Below are 19316 nucleotides of genomic sequence, written 5' to 3'. Positions count from 1 at the left end.
CGTATGACCTCTAAGCATTATTAATTGCATTAGTAATAGCCGGTACAACCTGTTTTTTTCTAGAGATAATACCTGGTAAGGTTGCCTGTGAATCATCTAACTTAACATGAAAAGCCTCTTCTACAAATTCTTGTCTAGGTCCTGCCGTAAAGACTTCACTATTAGCATTGATAACATCTGTCAGCAATAAAACCGCAACAGAATACTGATTCTCTTTAACAACCTGATCCATATATTGAAGCATTTCCTTTTTATAAGGAGCAAATCCGTCAATATCCATTGTATTGACCTGAGCAATACCTATCTTGGTATCTCCAATATTAAACTTCTTATAATCCTGATTAAAGATTTCTTCCACTGTTTTTCCAGATAATGATGTTCCGGCCTTAAACATTTCCATTCCAAATTCTTCAAGGTCAACACCAGCTATTTTTGCAAGTTTATACGCTGTTTTCTTATCTACATTTGTACATGTAGGTGATTTAAAAATCAAAGAATCAGATAGAATAGCCCCCAACATAATACCGGCAATTTCCGGCGGTATTTCAACATCCTGCTCTTCATAAATCTTATTGATAATAGTACAAGTACATCCTAAAGGTTCAGCTCTAAAGCTCAATGGTCCTATTGTCTGAAAATCAGCAATTCTATGATGATCTATTACTTCAAGTATTTCCGCTTCCTCAATACCATCTACCGCTTGTCCTCTCTCATTATGATCTACCTGAATAATCTTCTTTCTCTCTCCATTTAACAGTTGATAACGTGATATTGTTCCCACCACATTATTATTTAAATCAACTACCGGATAACTACGATATCTTGTATGACTCATTACTTCTTTGAGATATTCAACAGTATCATCAGTCGAAAAGACGGTCAGATTCCCTTTCTGCATCACATATTCTACAGGAATAGACTGAACAATCTGCTGTGATGTCATAAATGTGGTATAAGGAGTAATAATAAGAGAAACACCTTTCTCTTTACATAATGCTATAATCTCTTCAGAAGGATAATGCATACCGGTCAAGACAATCAGACCTGCCTGAATTTCAGCAAGATACTTAATCATCTCAAGACGATCGCTGCCTATCAAAACAACGTCATCTTTCCTAATATATCCCTTGGCTTCACTATCCATTGCAATAATATGAACCGTTCCATTAATAGTCAGAAGATTCTTATCCAAGTAAATAACATTTGCACGTAATGTATCAATCACATTCTCAATAGGTGTATGAGCTTTCTTTAAAACATCAGCATCCCAATGATCCAAATAGCCCTCCAAAATATTTGTTGATGATAAAAGCCCCAGCAATTTGCCATGATCATCCAAAATAGGAGCTGATTTTAAATTCTGTTGTTTCATTAAAGACCACGCTGTCTTTAAAGTCAGCTCTTTAGAAAAAACAGTCACCTTATCATAATCAAGGTCTTCTACTTTCTGTTTAACAGTCTTCAATAAAACCGGACTCTCCTGATTAAATCTCTTTAAAATATACTCTGTTTCACGATTAATCTCACCTAATCTAACCGGTACAGCATGATATTTATTTGTCTTATTTAATAAATAAGAATACGCAATAGCCGAGCATACAGAATCTGAATCAGGATTTTTATGCCCGCTTACATAAACAATATCATTCATATACTTTCCTCCTTTACATTTTCTTTAAATAACGATAAATAGTTGGTTCAGAAACACCAAGTCTCTTAGCCACTAAGGCAATAGCTCCTTTAACCTTAAAAGTATTCTTATCCTGAAGATACTTTACAACTTTAATCTTCTCATTTACCTTTAATCTTTCAATTAATACATAAGACGGTATGCCCATTTCTGATAAACATTCCTTTACATATTTATCTACCATCTCATCCAATGGCGAAGATAATATCTCTATCGGATTTTCTCTATTAAATTCTACTTCATCATCCCCTTCTTTCTTAATACCTAATATCCTCTTCATCATTTCCTTTACATAATCATAATCAGAAATATTAACATTTACACAAAGCATTCCAACAGGATACTCATTATTATTTTCCTTAATAAATAATGTAGCTGACTTTAAAAGCTTTCCACCATTGCCGGTAGTTTTATAATTCACTACATAATCATGAGTAAGATACTGCTTATTTTCTAAATAATGCCTTGATAAATTAGATAACTTTGCACCAATGCTTCTACCGGAAATATGCCCATTACTGATCGCCACAATCTCCTGCTCCGGGCTGCTTAGATCATGCAAGGCAATTTCTACATTTTCTCCTAAAGCTTTTCCTAAAAAATCAATCATGCCTGCATAAGACTCTAACAATTTATTCATTATAACCACTCCTTGATTAACATAATTTTATCATGATAAAATTATGTTAATCAAGTTTTATTCACTTTTATTAAAAAAAGATATAAGTTATATTTTTCAGTAATGAATTTCGAAAAAGATATAAAACGAAATCAAAAAAAACGACTTTAGAATCAATGATATTTTACTTAGCTAATCTAATATGTATTATTATTTTTAAAAGATCGTTTGGTTTATAATCAATGGAAAACTAAATATACTGATATTATTACAAACTCACCAAGAGAAATAATCGGTATTTTTATTGCTTATACTATTTCAAAACTATCAAGATAAAATATGGAGATATGTTTTATCTTGTGAGTAATGATAAAGTAGTTGAAAGCGAAGACTTTTATACAGAAATAAAAAAAGAATTATCTCATCATTTAAGATATTAAATAAATATGCATGAGATGAGTGAATATTTCTTCTTATACATACTTTATATTACCCATAACTAACAAAAAGCCCTTTCGTATAGAGAAAGGGTTAATTAACACTAAAAACAATAATAAGATTAATCAAAAAGCCAATAAGCGCAGCTATGCCACAGGCTTGAGCACGATTAGGATAGTTTCTCTTAAAGAGAAAATAAAGTATAATTCCTATTATTGGAACGAAAACACTTATGATTGAATATCCTATTGAAGGTGCATCATCTCCATTCACATGGCTATAATCCGGCCGATAATTATAGTTAGGATTGCCTGCTGAATACTGTCCCTGATACTGAGGTTCAGTAACTGTATAGCTAGGCTGCTGATCAGAATTTAACTGTTTGCCGCAATAGGGACAATAATGATCATTCACAGTAATCTGTTTTCCACATCCCGGACAATACATAACTAACCTCCTAATTTTTCATCAATGGATTGAGCTGCTTTTTTACCGGCACCCATTGCCAGAATAACAGTCGCCGCCCCGGTAACAGCATCACCACCGGCATAGACATTTTCACGAGTTGTTTCATTTGTTTCTTCATTAACGATAATACCGCCCCATTTTTGGGTATCTAAGCCAGGGGTTGTTTGTCTAATTAATGGGTTTGGAGATTGTCCTATCGCAATAATGAATGTTCCTGTTTCAATCTCAAGTGTTGCTCCTTCAATTGGGACCGGTTTTCTTCTTCCTGATTCATCAGGTTCTCCTAATTCCATTTCCTGACATACCAGACTCTTAACCCAACCGTTTTCTCCTTTTACTTCAATTGGATTTGTTAAGAATTTAAAGATAATACCTTCTTCTTTTGCATGATGAATTTCTTCTTTTCTCGCAGGAGCTTCTTCTTCACTACGACGATAAACAATATAAACATTTTCCGCTCCTAAACGTTTTGCAGTTCTGGCAGCATCCATTGCAACATTACCCGCACCAACAACGCAGACAGTCTTAGATATTTTAACCGGTGTAGGTCTATCCGGGAACATATAGCCTTTCATCAAATTAACACGTGTCAAGAATTCATTAGCTGAATATACTCCATTAAGATTTTCTCCGGGAATTCCCTGAAAACGAGGTAATCCTGCTCCGGACCCGACAAAGACTGCATCATAACCTTGTTCTTCTAGCTCATCAACAGTAATAGTACGTCCAACAACAACATTTGTCTCAAAATCAACACCTAATTGAGCTACTGTATCAATTTCAGACTGCACCAAAGCTTTAGGTAAACGAAATTCCGGAATACCGTAAGATAATACACCGCCGGTTTTATGCAATGCTTCAAAGACATGAACATCATAGCCTTTTTTAGCTAATTCACCGGCACATGTAATACCTGAAGGTCCTGATCCTACAACAGCAACCTTCTTGCCATTCTTTTTAATCTCCGGAACCTTATGTTCACCATGTTCTCTATGATAATCAGCAACAAATCTTTCCAGTCTGCCAATTCCAACAGGTTCTGCTCCTTTAGCACGTCCTCTGATACATTTACCTTCACACTGACTCTCTTGTGGACATACACGTCCGCAAATTGCCGGCAAAGCATTTTCTTCAGTAATGATATCATATGCTTTTTCAAAATTCCCTTTAGCTACTTCCTGAATAAATCTAGGAATCGGTACATTAACCGGACATCCCTCTACACAAAACGGTCTCTTACAGTTTAAGCATCTTGATGCTTCTTCCATTGCCATTTCAGGAGTATATCCTAAAGCAACCTCTTCAAAATTTTTGTTTCTTACATTTGGATCCTGTTCAGGCATTGCAACCTTTACTTTTGACATATTAGGCATATTATTCAACCCCTCTCATCAGATTACAGATTCTATCTGCATGTTCATCAACATAGTGTTCTTCTTCCTTAAACATTCTCTGTCTAGCCATCAATTCATCAAAATCAACTGTTAATCCGTCAAAATCCGGTCCATCAACACATGCAAATTTAATCTTTCCATCTACTGTTACACGACAGCATCCACACATACCTGTTCCATCAACCATAATAGGATTTAAAGAAACAGATGTAGGAATATTATAAGGTTTTGTTACTCTGACAACATTCTTCATCATAATAACCGGTCCAATCGCAATAACTTCATCAAACTGTTCACCATCATCAATCAGTTTTTGTAAAACATCAGTTACAAATCCTTTTGTTCCTACTTCACCATTATCGGTAGCAATATAAACATGATCACAGAATTGAGCAAACTTGTCTGCCCATAAGACATACTGTTTTTCACGTCCGCCAATAATAACATCTACTTTTACACCCAAATCTGCCAATTTCTTTAACTGAGGATAAACCGGAGCCGAACCAATTCCTCCGGCCACACCAATGACATGTTTTTTATCAGCAGTCAAATGAGTAGGTACACCTAAAGGACCTACAAAATCAGTCACGCTATCACCGACTTCTAAAGCTTCTAACTGTTTAGTAGAAAATCCTACTGCCTGCACCACAATTGTTATTGTTCCCTTTTGAGGATCATAATCACCAATTGTCAAAGGAATACGCTCACCATCTTCACCGACTCTTACAATCACAAACTGCCCGGGTTCAGCCTTTTTAGCAACCTGTGGAGCATAAATGTCCATTTCATAAGCAGCGTCATTTAACACTTCTTTCCTTACAATTTCATACATTTTTATTCAACCTCTTTTCTAGTAGAAATTTTATCATATTTTTAATAATGAAACAATCCATTTATAATTCAAAAACAGTCACTTTTTATTGTTCATAACATAAAAACTCTTAACAATTAGCCTATTTAAAATATGACTTATTTGATTATATTTACAGTCTATAATAAAGAAGTCAAAACCAAAAAAACATAAAATAATACATCTTTTTGTTTTGAGACTATTTTTTATAAGCATCAAAAAATAGCTTTAAAAGTATACAAATAAGTTCTACTGTCAAACAAAGAAAATAAAACAAATCTGTGTTTTCTGACCTTAAATTGAATTCTTCTTTATTATATAAATATCAAGACATTAAGTCTCATTGATTTTATAGATTGAATATGTTAAAAATAGAAACAAGGAGCTTACATATGAATAAACAAATAATATTCTTTGATATTGATGGAACTATCAGTGATGAAAAAACATTTGAAATACCTGAAAGTACTATTAAAGCAATGCATCTTGCTAAAGATAATGGTCATATTCTTATTATTAATACAGGAAGAGGATCTTCTACAATTGAAAAACAAATTAAAAATTTACCTGTTGATGGTTTTATTTGCGGCTGTGGTACAGAGATCATTTATCATAATAAGCAGATTGTTTTGCATCAGTTATCTGATAATTTAAAAGATAAGATTGTAAGAGAAACTTTTAACTGTCATTTAGAGACTGTTTTAGAAGGCAGTCATGCAGTTTATTTCCCTAAGAATCTGAGAGATCCAATGGTCATAAATACTAAAAGCCATTATTTAAAACATCATTTTAATGTAAAAGAATATAATCATAAATCTCATCCTTTATTTGAAAAAATGGCTTTATGGTTCTTTTTAGACAGTCAGATAGATCGTTTTATAGAAATTTTTAAAAATGATCTATCCTTTATTAGAAGAGATGCTAACTTTTATGAGGTTATTCCTTTAGCTTACTCTAAGGCTACCGGAATAAAAGAACTCATTGACTTACTTAATATTCCTCATCAGAATACTTATGCAATTGGTGATTCTGCCAACGATCTGACAATGCTTAATTATGTACATACTTCTATCGCAATGGGAAATAGTAAAAAAGACTTATTTCCATTAGTAGACTATATTACCTCTGATATTCATGATAATGGCATCTATCATGCTTTAAAGCATTTTCATATTATTTAAAGCATATTCTTTGCTTTCATGTAAGAGCCCTCATACAATACTCTTATTATTACGAAAGGAAAGAATACTATTGAAAACTATTATTAAAAGAAATTTAGAAAATGTTCCTTATAATCGTATAAAGATTAAAGAAGCTATGAGAAAAGCATTAAATTCATTAGAAAGTGAAGATATTCTTGAACAATTATTAATACAAATTGAGTCTTCTTTCAAAGATAAAGAAGAAATATCTGTAGAAGAGATTCAAGACATTGTTGAAAAAACACTAATGAAGAATGAATACTATGAAGCAGCTAAAAATTATATTCTTTATCGTGAAAAAAGAAATCATGCCCGAAAAATAAGAAAAGAAATTATTCTAGAAGTTAATGATTCTTCATTACAGTCTTTACTTACTGATATAGAAAAAGAGTTTCCTTTATCCTCTATGGAAACCTTACTTACTAAATATCGCACTATGAGTAAGCCGCAAATGTCACAAAATGAAAAGCTTCGATTACTTGTTCGCAGCGGGGCTGAACTGACAACTATACAAGAGCCTTATTGGGAATATGTTGCCGGCAGACTATTATCTTATACTTTTCATAAAGAATTAAAAGTAGTAGAAAAAAACTTACATCTTGATAATTTATATGAAAAACTTTCTTATCTAACCAAAGAGAGATTATATGGATCTTATATCTTAGAAAACTATTCTTCAAAGGAAATAAAAGAAGCAGAGAAGATGCTTGATCAAACTCGTAATCAGCTTTTCACTTATGCAGGATTGGATTTGCTTATTCAGAGATATCTGATTAAATCTCATAATCATATTATTCTAGAATCAGTTCAGGAAATGTTTCTAGGTGTTGCACTGCATTTAGCTATGAATGAGAAAAAAGATCGTTTGGTATGGGTTAGAAAATTCTATGATATGTTAAGTCTTCATCAGGTTACTATGGCAACACCTACCCTTTCTAATGCTCGTAAGCCATACCATCAGCTATCAAGTTGTTTTATTGATACTGTTCCTGATTCATTAGATGGTATCTATCATTCTATTTCAAGCTTCGCTGATGTTTCAAAGTTTGGCGGAGGCATGGGAATGTATTTTGGTAAAGTACGTTCTCGCGGAGGAAATATTCGTGGCTTTAAAGGTGCATCCGGCGGGATTATTCGCTGGATTAGGGTTGTTAATGACACTGCCATAGCGGTAGATCAGCTAGGTATGAGACAAGGTGCTGTCGCTGTTTATCTTGATGCATGGCATAAAGATCTTCCTGAATTCTTACAGCTTCGTACAAATAATGGTGATGATCGTATGAAAGCTCATGATGTTTTCCCGGCTATCTGTTATCCTGATTTGTTCTGGAAAATGGCTAGGGAAGATCTCAATCAGAACTGGTATCTTATGGATCCTCATGACATTCTAATAACTAAAGGCTATGCATTAGAAGATAGCTATGGTGAAGAATGGGAAACTAAATATTGGGATTGTGTCAATGATTCAAGAATCTCTAAACGTATCCTTTCTTTAAAAGATATTATTCGTCTGATATTAAAATCAGCCGTTGAAACAGGTACTCCATTTGCTTTTAATCGTGATACTGTCAATAAAGCCAATCCTAATAAACATCAAGGAATTATCTATTGTTCTAATCTTTGTACTGAAATTACACAAAATATGAATGCTTCAGAACTTTCTACTGAAATTGTTAAAACAGAATCAGGGGATGAAATAGTAGTCACAAAAGCAAAGCCCGGTGATTTTGTAGTATGTAATTTAGCTTCATTATGTCTGGGACATCTTGATGTCACAAATGATGAAATGATAAATGATATTACCGGAACTGTTGTTCGGGCATTAGATAATGTTATTGATCTTAATTTTTATCCTTTACCTTTTGCCGAAATCACAAATAAGAAATACCGTTCTATAGGCTTAGGAGTAAGCGGGTATCATCATATGCTTGCTAAAAATAAAATCAGATGGGAATCAGAAGATCATTTAACGTTTGTGGATGATGTCTTTGAAAGAATTGCTTATGGCACTATTAAAGCAAGCAATGAGCTTGCTAAAGAAAGAGGAAGCTATCAGTTTTTTAAGGACAGTGAGTGGGATAACGGTAATTATTTTAAGATACGCCACTATCACTCAGATAAGTGGAATAATCTCAAAAAGGATATTCAGCTTAATGGCATGCGTAATGCTTACTTGATGGCAATCGCTCCTACCAGTTCTACTTCTATTCTGATTGGTTCAACTGCCGGATTAGATCCTGTCATGAATCGTTATTTCTTAGAAGAAAAAAAAGGAACTATTCTGCCAAGAACTGCTCCCGAATTATCACCGGATACTTACTGGTATTATAAACAGGCTCATCAAATTGATCAAAGTTGGTCAATAAAAGCTGCAGGCATCAGACAAAGACATATTGATCAATCACAGAGTGTTAATTTATGGATCACAAACGAATATAAAATGAGTCAGCTTCTAAATCTTTATATACTTGCCTGGGAAAAAGGTGTAAAAACAATCTATTATGTAAGATCACAGGCATTAGATCCTGAAGACTGTGAAAGCTGTAGTGCTTAAGGAGATTAATAAATATGACTAATACATTAAAAAGAAAACCTTTATTTAATCCTGAAGGTGATACTGATATCAGGCATAAACATCTTATTAATTTTAATACAACTAATATTAATGATTTTAATAATATGAAGTATACATGGGTTTCAGACTGGTATCGTCAGGCAATGAATAATTTCTGGATTCCGGAAGAAATTAATATGGATAAAGATAAAAATGATTATCAAAAACTAAGTCATGCTGAACGCATGGCTTATGATAAAATATTAAGCTTTTTAGTTTATCTGGATTCTCTCCAGTCAGCTAATCTTCCTAATATTAATCAGTATGTTACTGCTAATGAGATTAATCTTTGTCTTTCTATCCAGACTTTTCAGGAATGTATTCATTCTCAAAGCTATAGCTATATGCTAGATACTATCTGTAATCCTACTGAAAGAAATAATATTCTCTATCAGTGGAAAACAGATCAACATTTACTAAAAAGAAATCAGTTCATTGGCAATCTCTATAATGAATTTATTAAAAACGAAAATAAAATAAGTTTTTTAAAAGTATGTGTTGCTAATTATATACTGGAAGGTATCTACTTCTATTCAGGATTCATGTTCTTCTATAATTTAGGCAGAAATGGAAAAATGCCTGGCAGCGTTCAAGAAATCAGATATATTAATAGAGATGAAAATACGCATCTATGGCTATTTAGAGAGATACTGATGATTCTTCAAAATGAAGAACCGGATCTTTTTACAGATAAAAATAAAGAAATGATAGCTGATATGATTAGAGAAGGTGTTAAACAAGAAATAGAATGGGGACAATATGTAATCGGTGATCAGATTCCCGGTCTTAATCACCGGATGGTAGAAGACTATATCAAATACCTAGGTAATCTAAGGTTTAAATCTATTGGCTTAGGCATCTTGTATGAAGGCTATGAAAAAGAACCTGAATCTATGCACTGGGTTTCTCAGTATTCTAATGCAAATATGGTAAAAACTGACTTCTTTGAAGCAAAATCTACCGCTTATGCTAAAAGCAGTGCTATTGAAGATGATTTATAAAAGTGACCGAAATTAAATTCCGGTCACTTTTCTTATTTTTTAAAGTCTATAGACATCTTCTCCAGATATTTTTTAAATAGAGGAAACTTAGTAAAAATAAAGAAGATAATAACACCTGTCATATTTAAAATAATATCATCTATATCACCCGTACCTATCCCGAAATAAACCTGAATCAGCTCTACACTCATAATAACTACCAGTGTGACATATAGATAAAAAAGAAAATGACGACATCGTTCAAAAAATATATAAAGAAAATACCCTAAAGGTATAAATAAGATAATATTACCTGCTAAATTTAATACAATTGCACTTAAAGAAAGAGTATTTACAGAATTAATAAATAACTTAATCGTATGAAAAGGTATAATATTAACTTTATAAGGCATTGTTGAAGTTCTAAATGCCGGATTTATAAATAGTTCATAACATAAATTAATAAAATATACCAAGCATAGTACAATCTGTATAATATCAACAAACTTCTTTACATTCTTTACTTTGCTGGTATGAAGGTATGTAAATATAAGCAGTGAAGTAACCTGTGTTACAAGGAGAAGAACAGTAATACTAATGGAAAAAGCGAAGTCCTGTGAAATAATATCATAAATTTCTAAAACAAAAGAAGCACAGGCAGCTATTAAAAATATATATTTTATTTTATCTTTCATAATTCCCTCCTTCTCTTTATATTCTATCAGGAAAATCAAATGAATAAAATAAAAAAGATGCCTTATCCAAAATCCTTACTACTCTTCTATAAACAAGATCTTTAAATATATGTGAATAAATAAGATTTATGATCCTATCTTGTGTATATAGATTTATAGTAATTCATTAAGATAAAGCACCTTTTTCTTAAACACGCTTTCTGCTTCTATGATCATATCCCCCTTTCTTCATCTCTATTATAACATATCTGTAATCGCTTTCAAGTGAAAACATAAAAAAATGACTTCTTTTCAGAAGTCATGCATGCTTTATCTTAAAAATATATGTGAATTATATTTTTCTACGACTGATAAAGATTTAAACCAGCCGCGGTAAGAAGAACTCTCAATAAAATAATAAGCATTAAAGTTCTTATATGCTCCTCTTAATATCTGGTTTAAAGCCTGTTTTGAAGAACCATTAGGTACCCTTCTGCTTAAAGCACCATTCTTAACAACTGAGAACTGACCGGGTTCATAAATAACACTTCTTATGCTCCAATGTTTTCTCTTTGCTCTATTAAGAACAACCTGACCTACTAAAGCCATTCCTTTAACGCCCTGATTACCTGCTTCAGAAAGCATTAATTTCTGTAATAAGACAGCATCACTTTCACTTATTGAATAATACGATGAAGAAGATAATGGCGAATAGCTCTGTGTTCTTTTACGAGCCGTTTCAGCTTTTTTTCTTTCCTCTTCCTGTCTTCTCTTTGCTTCCTCTTGTTTTCTTTTTTCTTCTTGTTTCTTCTTTAATTCAGCTTCTTGCTGTTTAATAATTTCTATCTGATTATCAGTTACTTTTTCCGTTTCTTCCATTAGATTAGATAACGATAACTGAGGTCTTTGTATTACTATAGGATTGATTTTTTCCTCTGCACGTACCGGCAATGGTTGATGACTTGACACAACAAGGAACATTGCCATAACCCCTGCAAGTTTCTTTCATTTAAGTATCATTCATATGCTCCTTTTCTGTAAATTTATCAAATTTATGTAATAAACAAATTATTTGACTGCTACACTATAACATATTTTTTTTAAATGTCAAATTTATTGCATTAAATCATCAAAATATTTATTTCTTAATTTTTTCTTAAGTTTGTCTTATTCACATAAAAAAGAAACTGAGATCAGTTTCTTTGATTATTCTTTTAATTATTAAGCAGTTTCTCTAAGCTTACTAATCTAACACAGATAGTAAAAAGCTTAGTCGCAGTTTTTAATTCTTTTAATGGCGGAAGAGTTGGAGCAATTCTAATATTTCTATCTTTAGGATCTTGGCCATATGGATAAGTAGCACCGGCATTTGTCATTATAACACCTGCTTCTTTTGCTTTTAAAACAATCTTTGAAGCACACCCCTCTAAACTATCAAAGCTAATAAAATATCCCCCTTTAGGAAAATTCCATGACCCTATCTCTAATCCATCAAGCTCTTCTTTTAAAATTATATCTACCGCTTCAAACTTAGGTCTGATAATAGCTGCATGCTTTTTCATATGTGTCTTTATTCCTTTAATATCCTTTAAGAATAAAACATGCCTTAACTGATTAAGCTTATCATGACCAATTGTCTGATGTGTCATATAAGAGAGTATCTCTTCCTTATTATTTAAAGATGATGCTAATGCAGATATACCTGCACCGGGAAAAGTAATCTTGCTGGTAGAAGCAAACATATACACCATATCAGGATTCCCTGCTTTTTCACACTCATCAAGAATATTCAAGATTTTTACTTCTTCATCATAAAGATAATGCTGACAATAAGCATTGTCCCAGTAAATTCTGAAATCTTTTGCTTTTGGTTTTAATGAAGCCATTCTTCTTACTGTTTCATCACTATAGACTATTCCTTCCGGATTAGAGAATTTAGGGACACACCAGATTCCCTTAATACTTTCATCTTCACTTACCATTTTTTCTATTATATCCATATCAGGTCCCTTAGAAGTCATAGGAATGGTAATCAATTCAAACCCAAAGCTTTCAGTAATGCCAAAATGTCTATCATATCCGGGAGCAGGACATAACCATTTGATTTTCTCTTGCTTAGAAAAAGGAAGATTGCCGCCTACTCCAAAAATATATCCTCTTGCAATCGTATCATACATCACATTTAAAGATGAATTACCATAAATAATAATCTGATCTGCATGAACTTCCATCATATCAGCCATTAAAGCTTTGGCTTCTGATAGCCCATCCAGTACACCGTAATTACGGCAATCTGTATTATCTAAACTATATAAATGACTATGACTGTTTAAAATATCCAGCATATCATTAGATAGATCCAACTGTTCCTGTGAAGGCTTTCCTCTTGCCATATTCAATGATAAATGCATATCAGTATATTTCTGATACTGTTCTTTTATCAGATCTAACTCATTTAATAACTCTTCTCTATTCATTTCTTTATATGATTTCATCTCTATTAACTCCCCTCATCAGTATTTTACCTAAATTCATTCATGAAAACAAGCACACCAGTAAAATGAGCGTATTCCATAATAAAGATAAGGATATGACTGCCTAAAACCATGATGCCTTCCCTGCCACTGATGATAAGAAAGATTATGTCTGTCAAAATAATGATAATGTAAAGCAAGCGTTTCCGCCTGATTTTTTGTCTGTGGTCCCATATAATCATTACTTCCTGTTGATACATATATCTTATAATCTTCCTTGTGATAATGAAGACTCTTAATTTTATCAATAATTTCCTGACTTGTTTTTTTAGCTAATGTCTTATCCGTTTTAGCAATTAAAAGATACATTGAACAGCTCATTGGTAAATAGTATTTTGCATATTCTAATCCTTTTGAAAACAATCACCATACCTGTAATCCTCCTAATGAATATCCTGCAAATATCCTATACTCCCTTGACTTAATCAGTTCCTCTTTTTTAACATCTAAAGCATATGTTTTATATTTTGATTTTGCTGCGGGTATTAGATCATTCAGTATTTCATCTGTAAAATCCTGAATACTGTTTTCACTATTTTTACGATTAAAAGTAATTGTCGGTGTAACCACAATCATATCTTCATTCATATAATCTAATATATATTTAAAATCTCTAGGCTGATTTATCGTTCCTAAATAAGTATTTTCATTGCCTCCATAGCCATGAAACAAATACATAATTTTATATTTCTTATCCGGACGATAGCCATAAGGCAAATAAACCATTGCTTTTTTTAAACAGTTTTTTTCTGTCTTCTTAGATATGTCTTATAACTTAATTCTTCAATACTGCCCTGCTTAGTTATTCTTTCAACATATTTATCAGGAATATCTTTTGTTTCAATAACTGACTTTAACTGAATACCATCTTTTTTACACTCTGACAACCGAATAATAATAACACAAATACAATAAAAATCCTTTTCATCTTACTCTCCTATCTATTCCTATATTACAAGCAGTCTTATCAAAATAAAAAAGATACTTAATCTACATTAGTAGATTAAGTGTTAAAAAATATATTGAATAATTGTCTGAATCAGCTGTTTCTGATTAATAGGCTTTTCAATATGATCATTCATACCTGCCTGTAAAGCTTTCTTTTTATCATCTTCATAAGCATTAGCAGATAATGCAATAATAGGAATTTCCTGATCTATTTCTCTAATTTTTCTCGCTGCTTCAAAACCATCCATAACCGGCATTCTTAAATCCATTAAAATAACATCATAATTATTATGAATATGAAAATCTACTGCTTCCTGTCCATTTAAGGCACTATCAGATGTTGCTCCATATTTGCTTAAAATACTTCTAATAATAGCTCCATTAATTTCTACATCTTCGACAATAAGAATATGAAGACCTTTAAGAATATCCGTACTGATATTCTTTGATTTCGTTTTTTTAATTGCTTCATTAGAAGCAGTCATCGGCAAAGTAATAATAAATGAAGTTCCCTGTGAGATATGTGATTGACATTCAATTTTACCGCCAAACATCTCTACTGCATTCTTAACAATATTCAGTCCTAACCCTGTTGATGTCTTAGAACGTGAAAGTCTTGTTCTTTCCTGAGTAAAAGGTTCATACATCTGTTTTTGAAATTCCTCAGAAATACCAATACCATTATCTTTAATAACGTGTTGATTATAAAGCTGATCATTTTCTATAAAGAAATAATCTTCCCAGGTAATAATGCCCCCTTTAGGTGTATACTTAATAGAATTATTTAGTAAATTAATAATAATTTGATTGACCCAGTGCTGATCTGTAATCACATACTTATATTCTTTATTATGAGAAATATATTTAAAAATATGATGTCTTTGATTGGCATTGGGTTCAATAATATCCAATATTCCCTGAATCAGATGATCATAAGCAATACGCTTATTATAAAGCTCCATTTTACCGGACTGGAATTTCTCAACCTCCAATAAATCATTAATTAAAGCTAATAAATATTTACCGGCACTTTGTATCTTTTGAAATGTCTGTCTGGTTGAGTCATCAATATCATCTTTTAAAGACAGTTCGCTTAATCCCATGATTGTAGTTAGAGGCGTACGCATATCATGACTCATTTGAGCCATAAAATCACTTTTTATCTTGTCTGCTTTAGTCTTTACATCTAACGAATCTACTAAAGCATTATTTAAGTCTTCTATCTTTTTTTGAGCATGTATTTCTGATGTAATGTCAACAATACTGCCCACTAAACCGTTAATTTGTCCATGAATATATAAAGGTGATTTAAAAGTTTTAATATCTCTTAACTCATTATTAATAAGACATTGATCCCTTTCCTGTGTATTCTTACCGCTTTTTAAGATAGAGATTTCATCTTCGATATTCCTTTCAGGATATTTGTGCCAAATGAGATCTTCTTCTTTTTTCCCTAGAATATAATCAAGTGACTCAAACTTAAAATAATTCAGAAAAGCTTGATTGGCTCCAATAAAACATCTATTCATATCTTTCCAGAAAATAGGTGTTTGTGCATTAGCCAAAATACCATCCAGTAATTCCTTAGCCTCCTGAGCATCATCCAGTGTTTCCGACAACAAGTGATGCTGATAATCAATATTATTTAAAAAAACAAATAGTAACCCTTCTGTAAAAAAGCCCTCTAAAAAATACCAGTGATAATCATCTTTTGGTGAAGTTCTAAATCTTACCATAAGATGTCTCGCTTTATTTTTCTGATTCTCCATCAAGCGATAAATATTACCTATACTTTCTAAATCTTCATAATAAAGAAAATTCTCCGGATGAGAGTTAAACAAATGAATAGTTTCTCGCTCATCTTCTATTTTTAAATGTTCTTTTAATCCCTGAGAAATAGCTTTTAAAATAAATTTATGTGTCTTTTTCTCAAAGATAGCTAAGGGGATTAAAAATGACTGAATCAGTGAAAAATCGGTAAGCATCTCATCCCCTCCTTATTAAATATGAATTGTATTGGTAAGTACTATATAAAGATCATCAGGATTAATAGGCTTAACAATATGTCCATTCATACCTGCTTCCTTTGTGGTTGTACTGCTGGCATCAAAAACATCAGCAGTCATTGCAATAATAGGAATAATTGAAGCCTCAGGATGAGTCGCTTCTCTAATAGATCTGGTCGCTTCAAAGCCATCCATGACCGGCATTCTTAAATCCATTAGAATTGCATCATAAGTATGAGGCATCGCATGAGTAAAAATAGAAACAGCCTGTTTGCCATCACTGGCTAAATCCATAGTAATTCCTTTTTTAGAAAGAATAGCTTCAATAATTTCAGCATTCATTAAATCATCTTCAACCAATAAAATATTCTTTCCCTTTAAAACAGAAAAATCAAAAGAAGTATCAGGAACATTACTACGATCACTATAAACCCAATAAAAAGAAAGAATAAACTCTGTTCCCTCTCCCGGCTTGCTGTGACACTCTATTTTACCATTCATCTCATCTACAATAGTACCCAACATTGCCAGCCCCAGCTCAAAATGAGCTGTATCAGAAGGCTTATGATAATCCTTATTATAAAGTGAAGAAAGCTCTTCTTCACTGATGCCGTTACCATTATCCTTAATTGAAATAACAACACCAATCCCATTACTCTTCTCCTCACCGGATACTCTCATTTTAATTAAGCCTCCATCCTTAGAATAACGGCTTGCATAATTTAAAATATTAGTCAGAACTTGCTGTAATCTTGCTTTATTTACTAAGATATATCTGAATTTATCAATATTTCTATATTTCAAATCAAGTTTCTGATGATGTTCTTTCATCCGTGGTTCAATAATATCCGTTGCCCATGAAATACAGTCATGAATTGTTTCTACGCTTTCACTTAAAGAAAGTGTTCTATTACCAATATTAAAGACTGCCATTAAGTCATCAATCAGATTCATCAGAATTTCTGAAGAACTATTAATCTTTGCCAGTGCTTCTTTCAATTCTTTAGGATTATAATCCTGACTCATAATAGGACTTGAATAATTCAATATATTATTCATTAACGTTCTTATATCACGGCTTCCCTGTGATAAAACTGTTTTTTTGTAATGAGATTCTTCTTTTGTTTCATTTATTTTCTGATATAAAAGATAATGCATAAAAGAAATAAGACCGATAAAAAGAAAGAATAGTAAAATAGTCAGCAAATACATATTCCTGTCGGCATGATAGATATTCAGTAAATAAAGCAATAAAATAAACAGACCTATTATAAATAAGCTTATTATCATAAATTGTATTTTCAGCAGTTTCTTCATTGTCCCACCCCTCATAAAATCATCCCTATAACTATTAATATTAGTTTATCACATTTTTGCTGTAATCGGTACCAAAAAATACTTGATTTAATAAATAATCTTTTATTATCTATTTGAAAGGAACATTTATACACTTATAAAAAATCACCTCATATGAGGTGATGAGATTCTTTATTTATGCCATCCATAAACCATGTAAATTACAGAATTCATAAGCATGAAGCACTTCTTCACCTTCATCTAATACGAATTTTGCAACCGGAGCTTCGCCAGGCTTTAAAGTCTTATAGTGGACACCGGCAGTTGTTTCTAAGGCAATAAATTCAATATAATGTGCTTCCAACATAGGATGTTCTACACTTCCTACCTTAACAGTAACAAGATGCCCTTCAACACTTATTTCCGGAACATGCTTTTCAGTAGCTGCATCAACGGTATTAGCTGTCAGCTTTTCTAAATTTTCTCCACAATGAGCACCTTTTCCTTCAGTTACCTTAACTACAATACTTCCACATTCTTTACAGCGATAAAATTCCATTACAAAAACCTCCTTTTCATATAACCATCTTTATATTATCATATTATATGTTTAAATTCTATTCATTTGCACCCACAATAAAAACTCTCATTACTGAGAGTTCGCTTCTTCATTCTTTTTCTTTTCCTGCTTCTCTAATTCATCAAATAATGGTGAATCAAAATAATCTACCAAACGTAATCCCATCCCGGCAGCAATTCGAGAAATAGTAATGACAGTAGGATTTCTATGACCATTCTCTAATGACACAATATAGCTGCGATCTAAATAACTCAATCTTGCTAATTCTTCTTGAGTTAGACCGGCTTTCTTTCTTAATTCTTTTACACGCATCCCCATCAATTCTTCGGGAGTCTTCATTTTAATCACTCCTTATACAATTCAATCACTTCAAACACATATCGATGATTCTTTGTAGTTAAATATATCAGCCCTTTTTCATCTCTTGTAAGTATACCGGGTGTTGTCTTAATATAATGATATGGAGTAGTAGCTCCTTTAAAAACTGCAAACACCTGAGTATAATGACTACTTCGACTATAGAGAATATCTATCATACCATATAATCCAATAAATTCTGATTCTCTTATAAAAGGATTTCTACTTTTGCTGGTAATGTCTTTAATAATACCCGAGAATCTCATGTATAATCTTTGCATGACATCCTTTACCTTCCATCATTTTCATCAATATGCATTATAACATAGTAAAATCATACAACCAAATGGAATTTTATGTTAATATCTTACAAAAGGAGAAAATTATACTTTGTAAAATAGATAATCTCTCTTATTCCATAGGAGAACGTATATTATTTAAAAATATCAGCCCTATTATTGAAGAAGGTGAACAGATTGAATTGGTAGGTATTAACGGTACCGGAAAGTTCACCTTTTTTAAAGCTGATTACTTCTTTTTATCAGCAGATTACTTATTATAATAACGGCTACAGCAAAAAATCTCAGTCTGATTGAAAAAAGAGAAAAAAGAATAAACCTAAAAAACTTACTTTCAGTCAACAAAAGCAATTAAAGATATTGATAA

20 protein-coding genes are annotated in these 19316 nt (G+C 32.1%); 4 read left to right on the top strand and 16 right to left on the bottom strand.

Going from position 1 to position 19316, the window contains the following annotated elements; all coding sequences use genetic code 11:
• Positions 1–10 precede the first annotated feature (10 nt).
• The 5 genes from HMPREF9943_RS06870 to HMPREF9943_RS06850 all read right to left on the bottom strand — a co-directional run bounded on the left by HMPREF9943_RS06870 (position 11) and on the right by HMPREF9943_RS06850 (position 5441).
• The gene (locus HMPREF9943_RS06870; RefSeq protein ID WP_004803365.1) at positions 11–1651 is read right to left on the bottom strand and encodes a putative manganese-dependent inorganic diphosphatase; all 1641 of its coding nucleotides are present in this window, start codon (positions 1649–1651) and stop codon (positions 11–13) included.
• Positions 1652–1664: 13 nt separating this feature from the next.
• Positions 1665–2330: a helix-turn-helix transcriptional regulator gene (locus HMPREF9943_RS06865; RefSeq protein ID WP_004803363.1), complete on the bottom strand. Its 666-nt coding sequence runs from the start codon at positions 2328–2330 to the stop codon at positions 1665–1667.
• A 510-nt stretch (positions 2331–2840) separates the two neighbouring features.
• Positions 2841–3194 carry a zinc-ribbon domain-containing protein gene (locus HMPREF9943_RS06860; protein ID WP_004803361.1) on the bottom strand — a complete coding sequence of 118 codons (354 nt, stop codon included), beginning with the start codon at positions 3192–3194 and terminating at the stop codon, positions 2841–2843.
• A 2-nt stretch (positions 3195–3196) separates the two neighbouring features.
• Positions 3197–4588, bottom strand: a complete 1392-nt coding sequence (gltA, locus tag HMPREF9943_RS06855; RefSeq protein ID WP_004803360.1) for an NADPH-dependent glutamate synthase — start codon at positions 4586–4588, stop codon at positions 3197–3199.
• A gap of 1 nt (position 4589) precedes the next feature.
• On the bottom strand, positions 4590–5441 hold the full coding sequence (locus tag HMPREF9943_RS06850; RefSeq protein WP_004803358.1) for a sulfide/dihydroorotate dehydrogenase-like FAD/NAD-binding protein: 852 nt from the start codon (positions 5439–5441) through the stop codon (positions 4590–4592).
• 410 nt (positions 5442–5851) lie between these two features.
• On the opposite strand from HMPREF9943_RS06850, the gene HMPREF9943_RS06845 reads away from it, so the two are divergent.
• From HMPREF9943_RS06845 to HMPREF9943_RS06835, 3 genes are all read left to right on the top strand, one after another.
• Entirely contained in the window at positions 5852–6640 is a 789-nt protein-coding gene (locus HMPREF9943_RS06845; protein ID WP_004803357.1) for a Cof-type HAD-IIB family hydrolase, read from the top strand.
• Between the two features lie 70 nt (positions 6641–6710).
• Positions 6711–9215: a ribonucleoside-diphosphate reductase subunit alpha gene (locus HMPREF9943_RS06840; protein WP_004803354.1), complete on the top strand. Its 2505-nt coding sequence runs from the start codon at positions 6711–6713 to the stop codon at positions 9213–9215.
• Positions 9216–9229: 14 nt separating this feature from the next.
• Positions 9230–10276, top strand: coding sequence for a ribonucleotide-diphosphate reductase subunit beta (locus HMPREF9943_RS06835; protein WP_004803352.1), 1047 nt, complete (start codon positions 9230–9232; stop codon positions 10274–10276).
• 32 nt (positions 10277–10308) lie between these two features.
• On the opposite strand, the gene HMPREF9943_RS09735 is transcribed toward HMPREF9943_RS06835, so the two are convergent.
• From HMPREF9943_RS09735 to HMPREF9943_RS06785, 11 genes are all read right to left on the bottom strand, one after another.
• Complete coding sequence (locus HMPREF9943_RS09735) at positions 10309–10950, bottom strand: VanZ family protein (protein ID WP_004803350.1); 642 nt, start codon at positions 10948–10950, stop codon at positions 10309–10311.
• A 309-nt stretch (positions 10951–11259) separates the two neighbouring features.
• Positions 11260–11910 (bottom strand): cell wall hydrolase, encoded by a 651-nt coding sequence (locus HMPREF9943_RS06825; protein ID WP_004803349.1) that lies wholly within the window; start codon positions 11908–11910, stop codon positions 11260–11262.
• 233 nt (positions 11911–12143) lie between these two features.
• A complete protein-coding gene (locus tag HMPREF9943_RS06820; RefSeq protein ID WP_004803348.1) occupies positions 12144–13424 on the bottom strand; it encodes an aspartate aminotransferase type Ic in 1281 nt (426 codons plus the stop codon).
• Positions 13425–13460: 36 nt separating this feature from the next.
• Positions 13461–13826 (bottom strand): hypothetical protein, encoded by a 366-nt coding sequence (locus HMPREF9943_RS06815; RefSeq protein WP_040402729.1) that lies wholly within the window; start codon positions 13824–13826, stop codon positions 13461–13463.
• A complete protein-coding gene (locus tag HMPREF9943_RS06810; RefSeq protein WP_004803344.1) occupies positions 13827–14189 on the bottom strand; it encodes an alpha/beta hydrolase in 363 nt (120 codons plus the stop codon).
• Positions 14190–14197: 8 nt separating this feature from the next.
• The gene (locus HMPREF9943_RS10090) at positions 14198–14350 is read right to left on the bottom strand and encodes a hypothetical protein (protein WP_155957285.1); all 153 of its coding nucleotides are present in this window, start codon (positions 14348–14350) and stop codon (positions 14198–14200) included.
• A gap of 123 nt (positions 14351–14473) precedes the next feature.
• Positions 14474–16396: an ATP-binding response regulator gene (locus HMPREF9943_RS06805; RefSeq protein ID WP_004803343.1), complete on the bottom strand. Its 1923-nt coding sequence runs from the start codon at positions 16394–16396 to the stop codon at positions 14474–14476.
• A gap of 15 nt (positions 16397–16411) precedes the next feature.
• Entirely contained in the window at positions 16412–17734 is a 1323-nt protein-coding gene (locus tag HMPREF9943_RS06800; RefSeq protein ID WP_004803342.1) for a response regulator, read from the bottom strand.
• A gap of 175 nt (positions 17735–17909) precedes the next feature.
• Complete coding sequence (locus tag HMPREF9943_RS06795; protein ID WP_004803340.1) at positions 17910–18272, bottom strand: desulfoferrodoxin family protein; 363 nt, start codon at positions 18270–18272, stop codon at positions 17910–17912.
• A 90-nt stretch (positions 18273–18362) separates the two neighbouring features.
• Positions 18363–18632, bottom strand: coding sequence for a helix-turn-helix domain-containing protein (locus HMPREF9943_RS06790; RefSeq protein ID WP_004803338.1), 270 nt, complete (start codon positions 18630–18632; stop codon positions 18363–18365).
• A gap of 5 nt (positions 18633–18637) precedes the next feature.
• Entirely contained in the window at positions 18638–18931 is a 294-nt protein-coding gene (locus HMPREF9943_RS06785; protein WP_004803337.1) for a hypothetical protein, read from the bottom strand.
• 65 nt (positions 18932–18996) lie between these two features.
• On the opposite strand from HMPREF9943_RS06785, the gene HMPREF9943_RS06780 reads away from it, so the two are divergent.
• Complete coding sequence (locus HMPREF9943_RS06780; RefSeq protein WP_035582166.1) at positions 18997–19212, top strand: hypothetical protein; 216 nt, start codon at positions 18997–18999, stop codon at positions 19210–19212.
• Positions 19213–19316 lie beyond the last annotated feature (104 nt).

Origin of the sequence: Eggerthia catenaformis OT 569 = DSM 20559 (genome assembly GCF_000340375.1) — a bacterium.
Classification (GTDB): domain Bacteria; phylum Bacillota_I; class Bacilli_A; order Erysipelotrichales; family Coprobacillaceae; genus Eggerthia; species Eggerthia catenaformis.
This window is presented reverse-complemented; position numbering and strand designations above follow the sequence as displayed.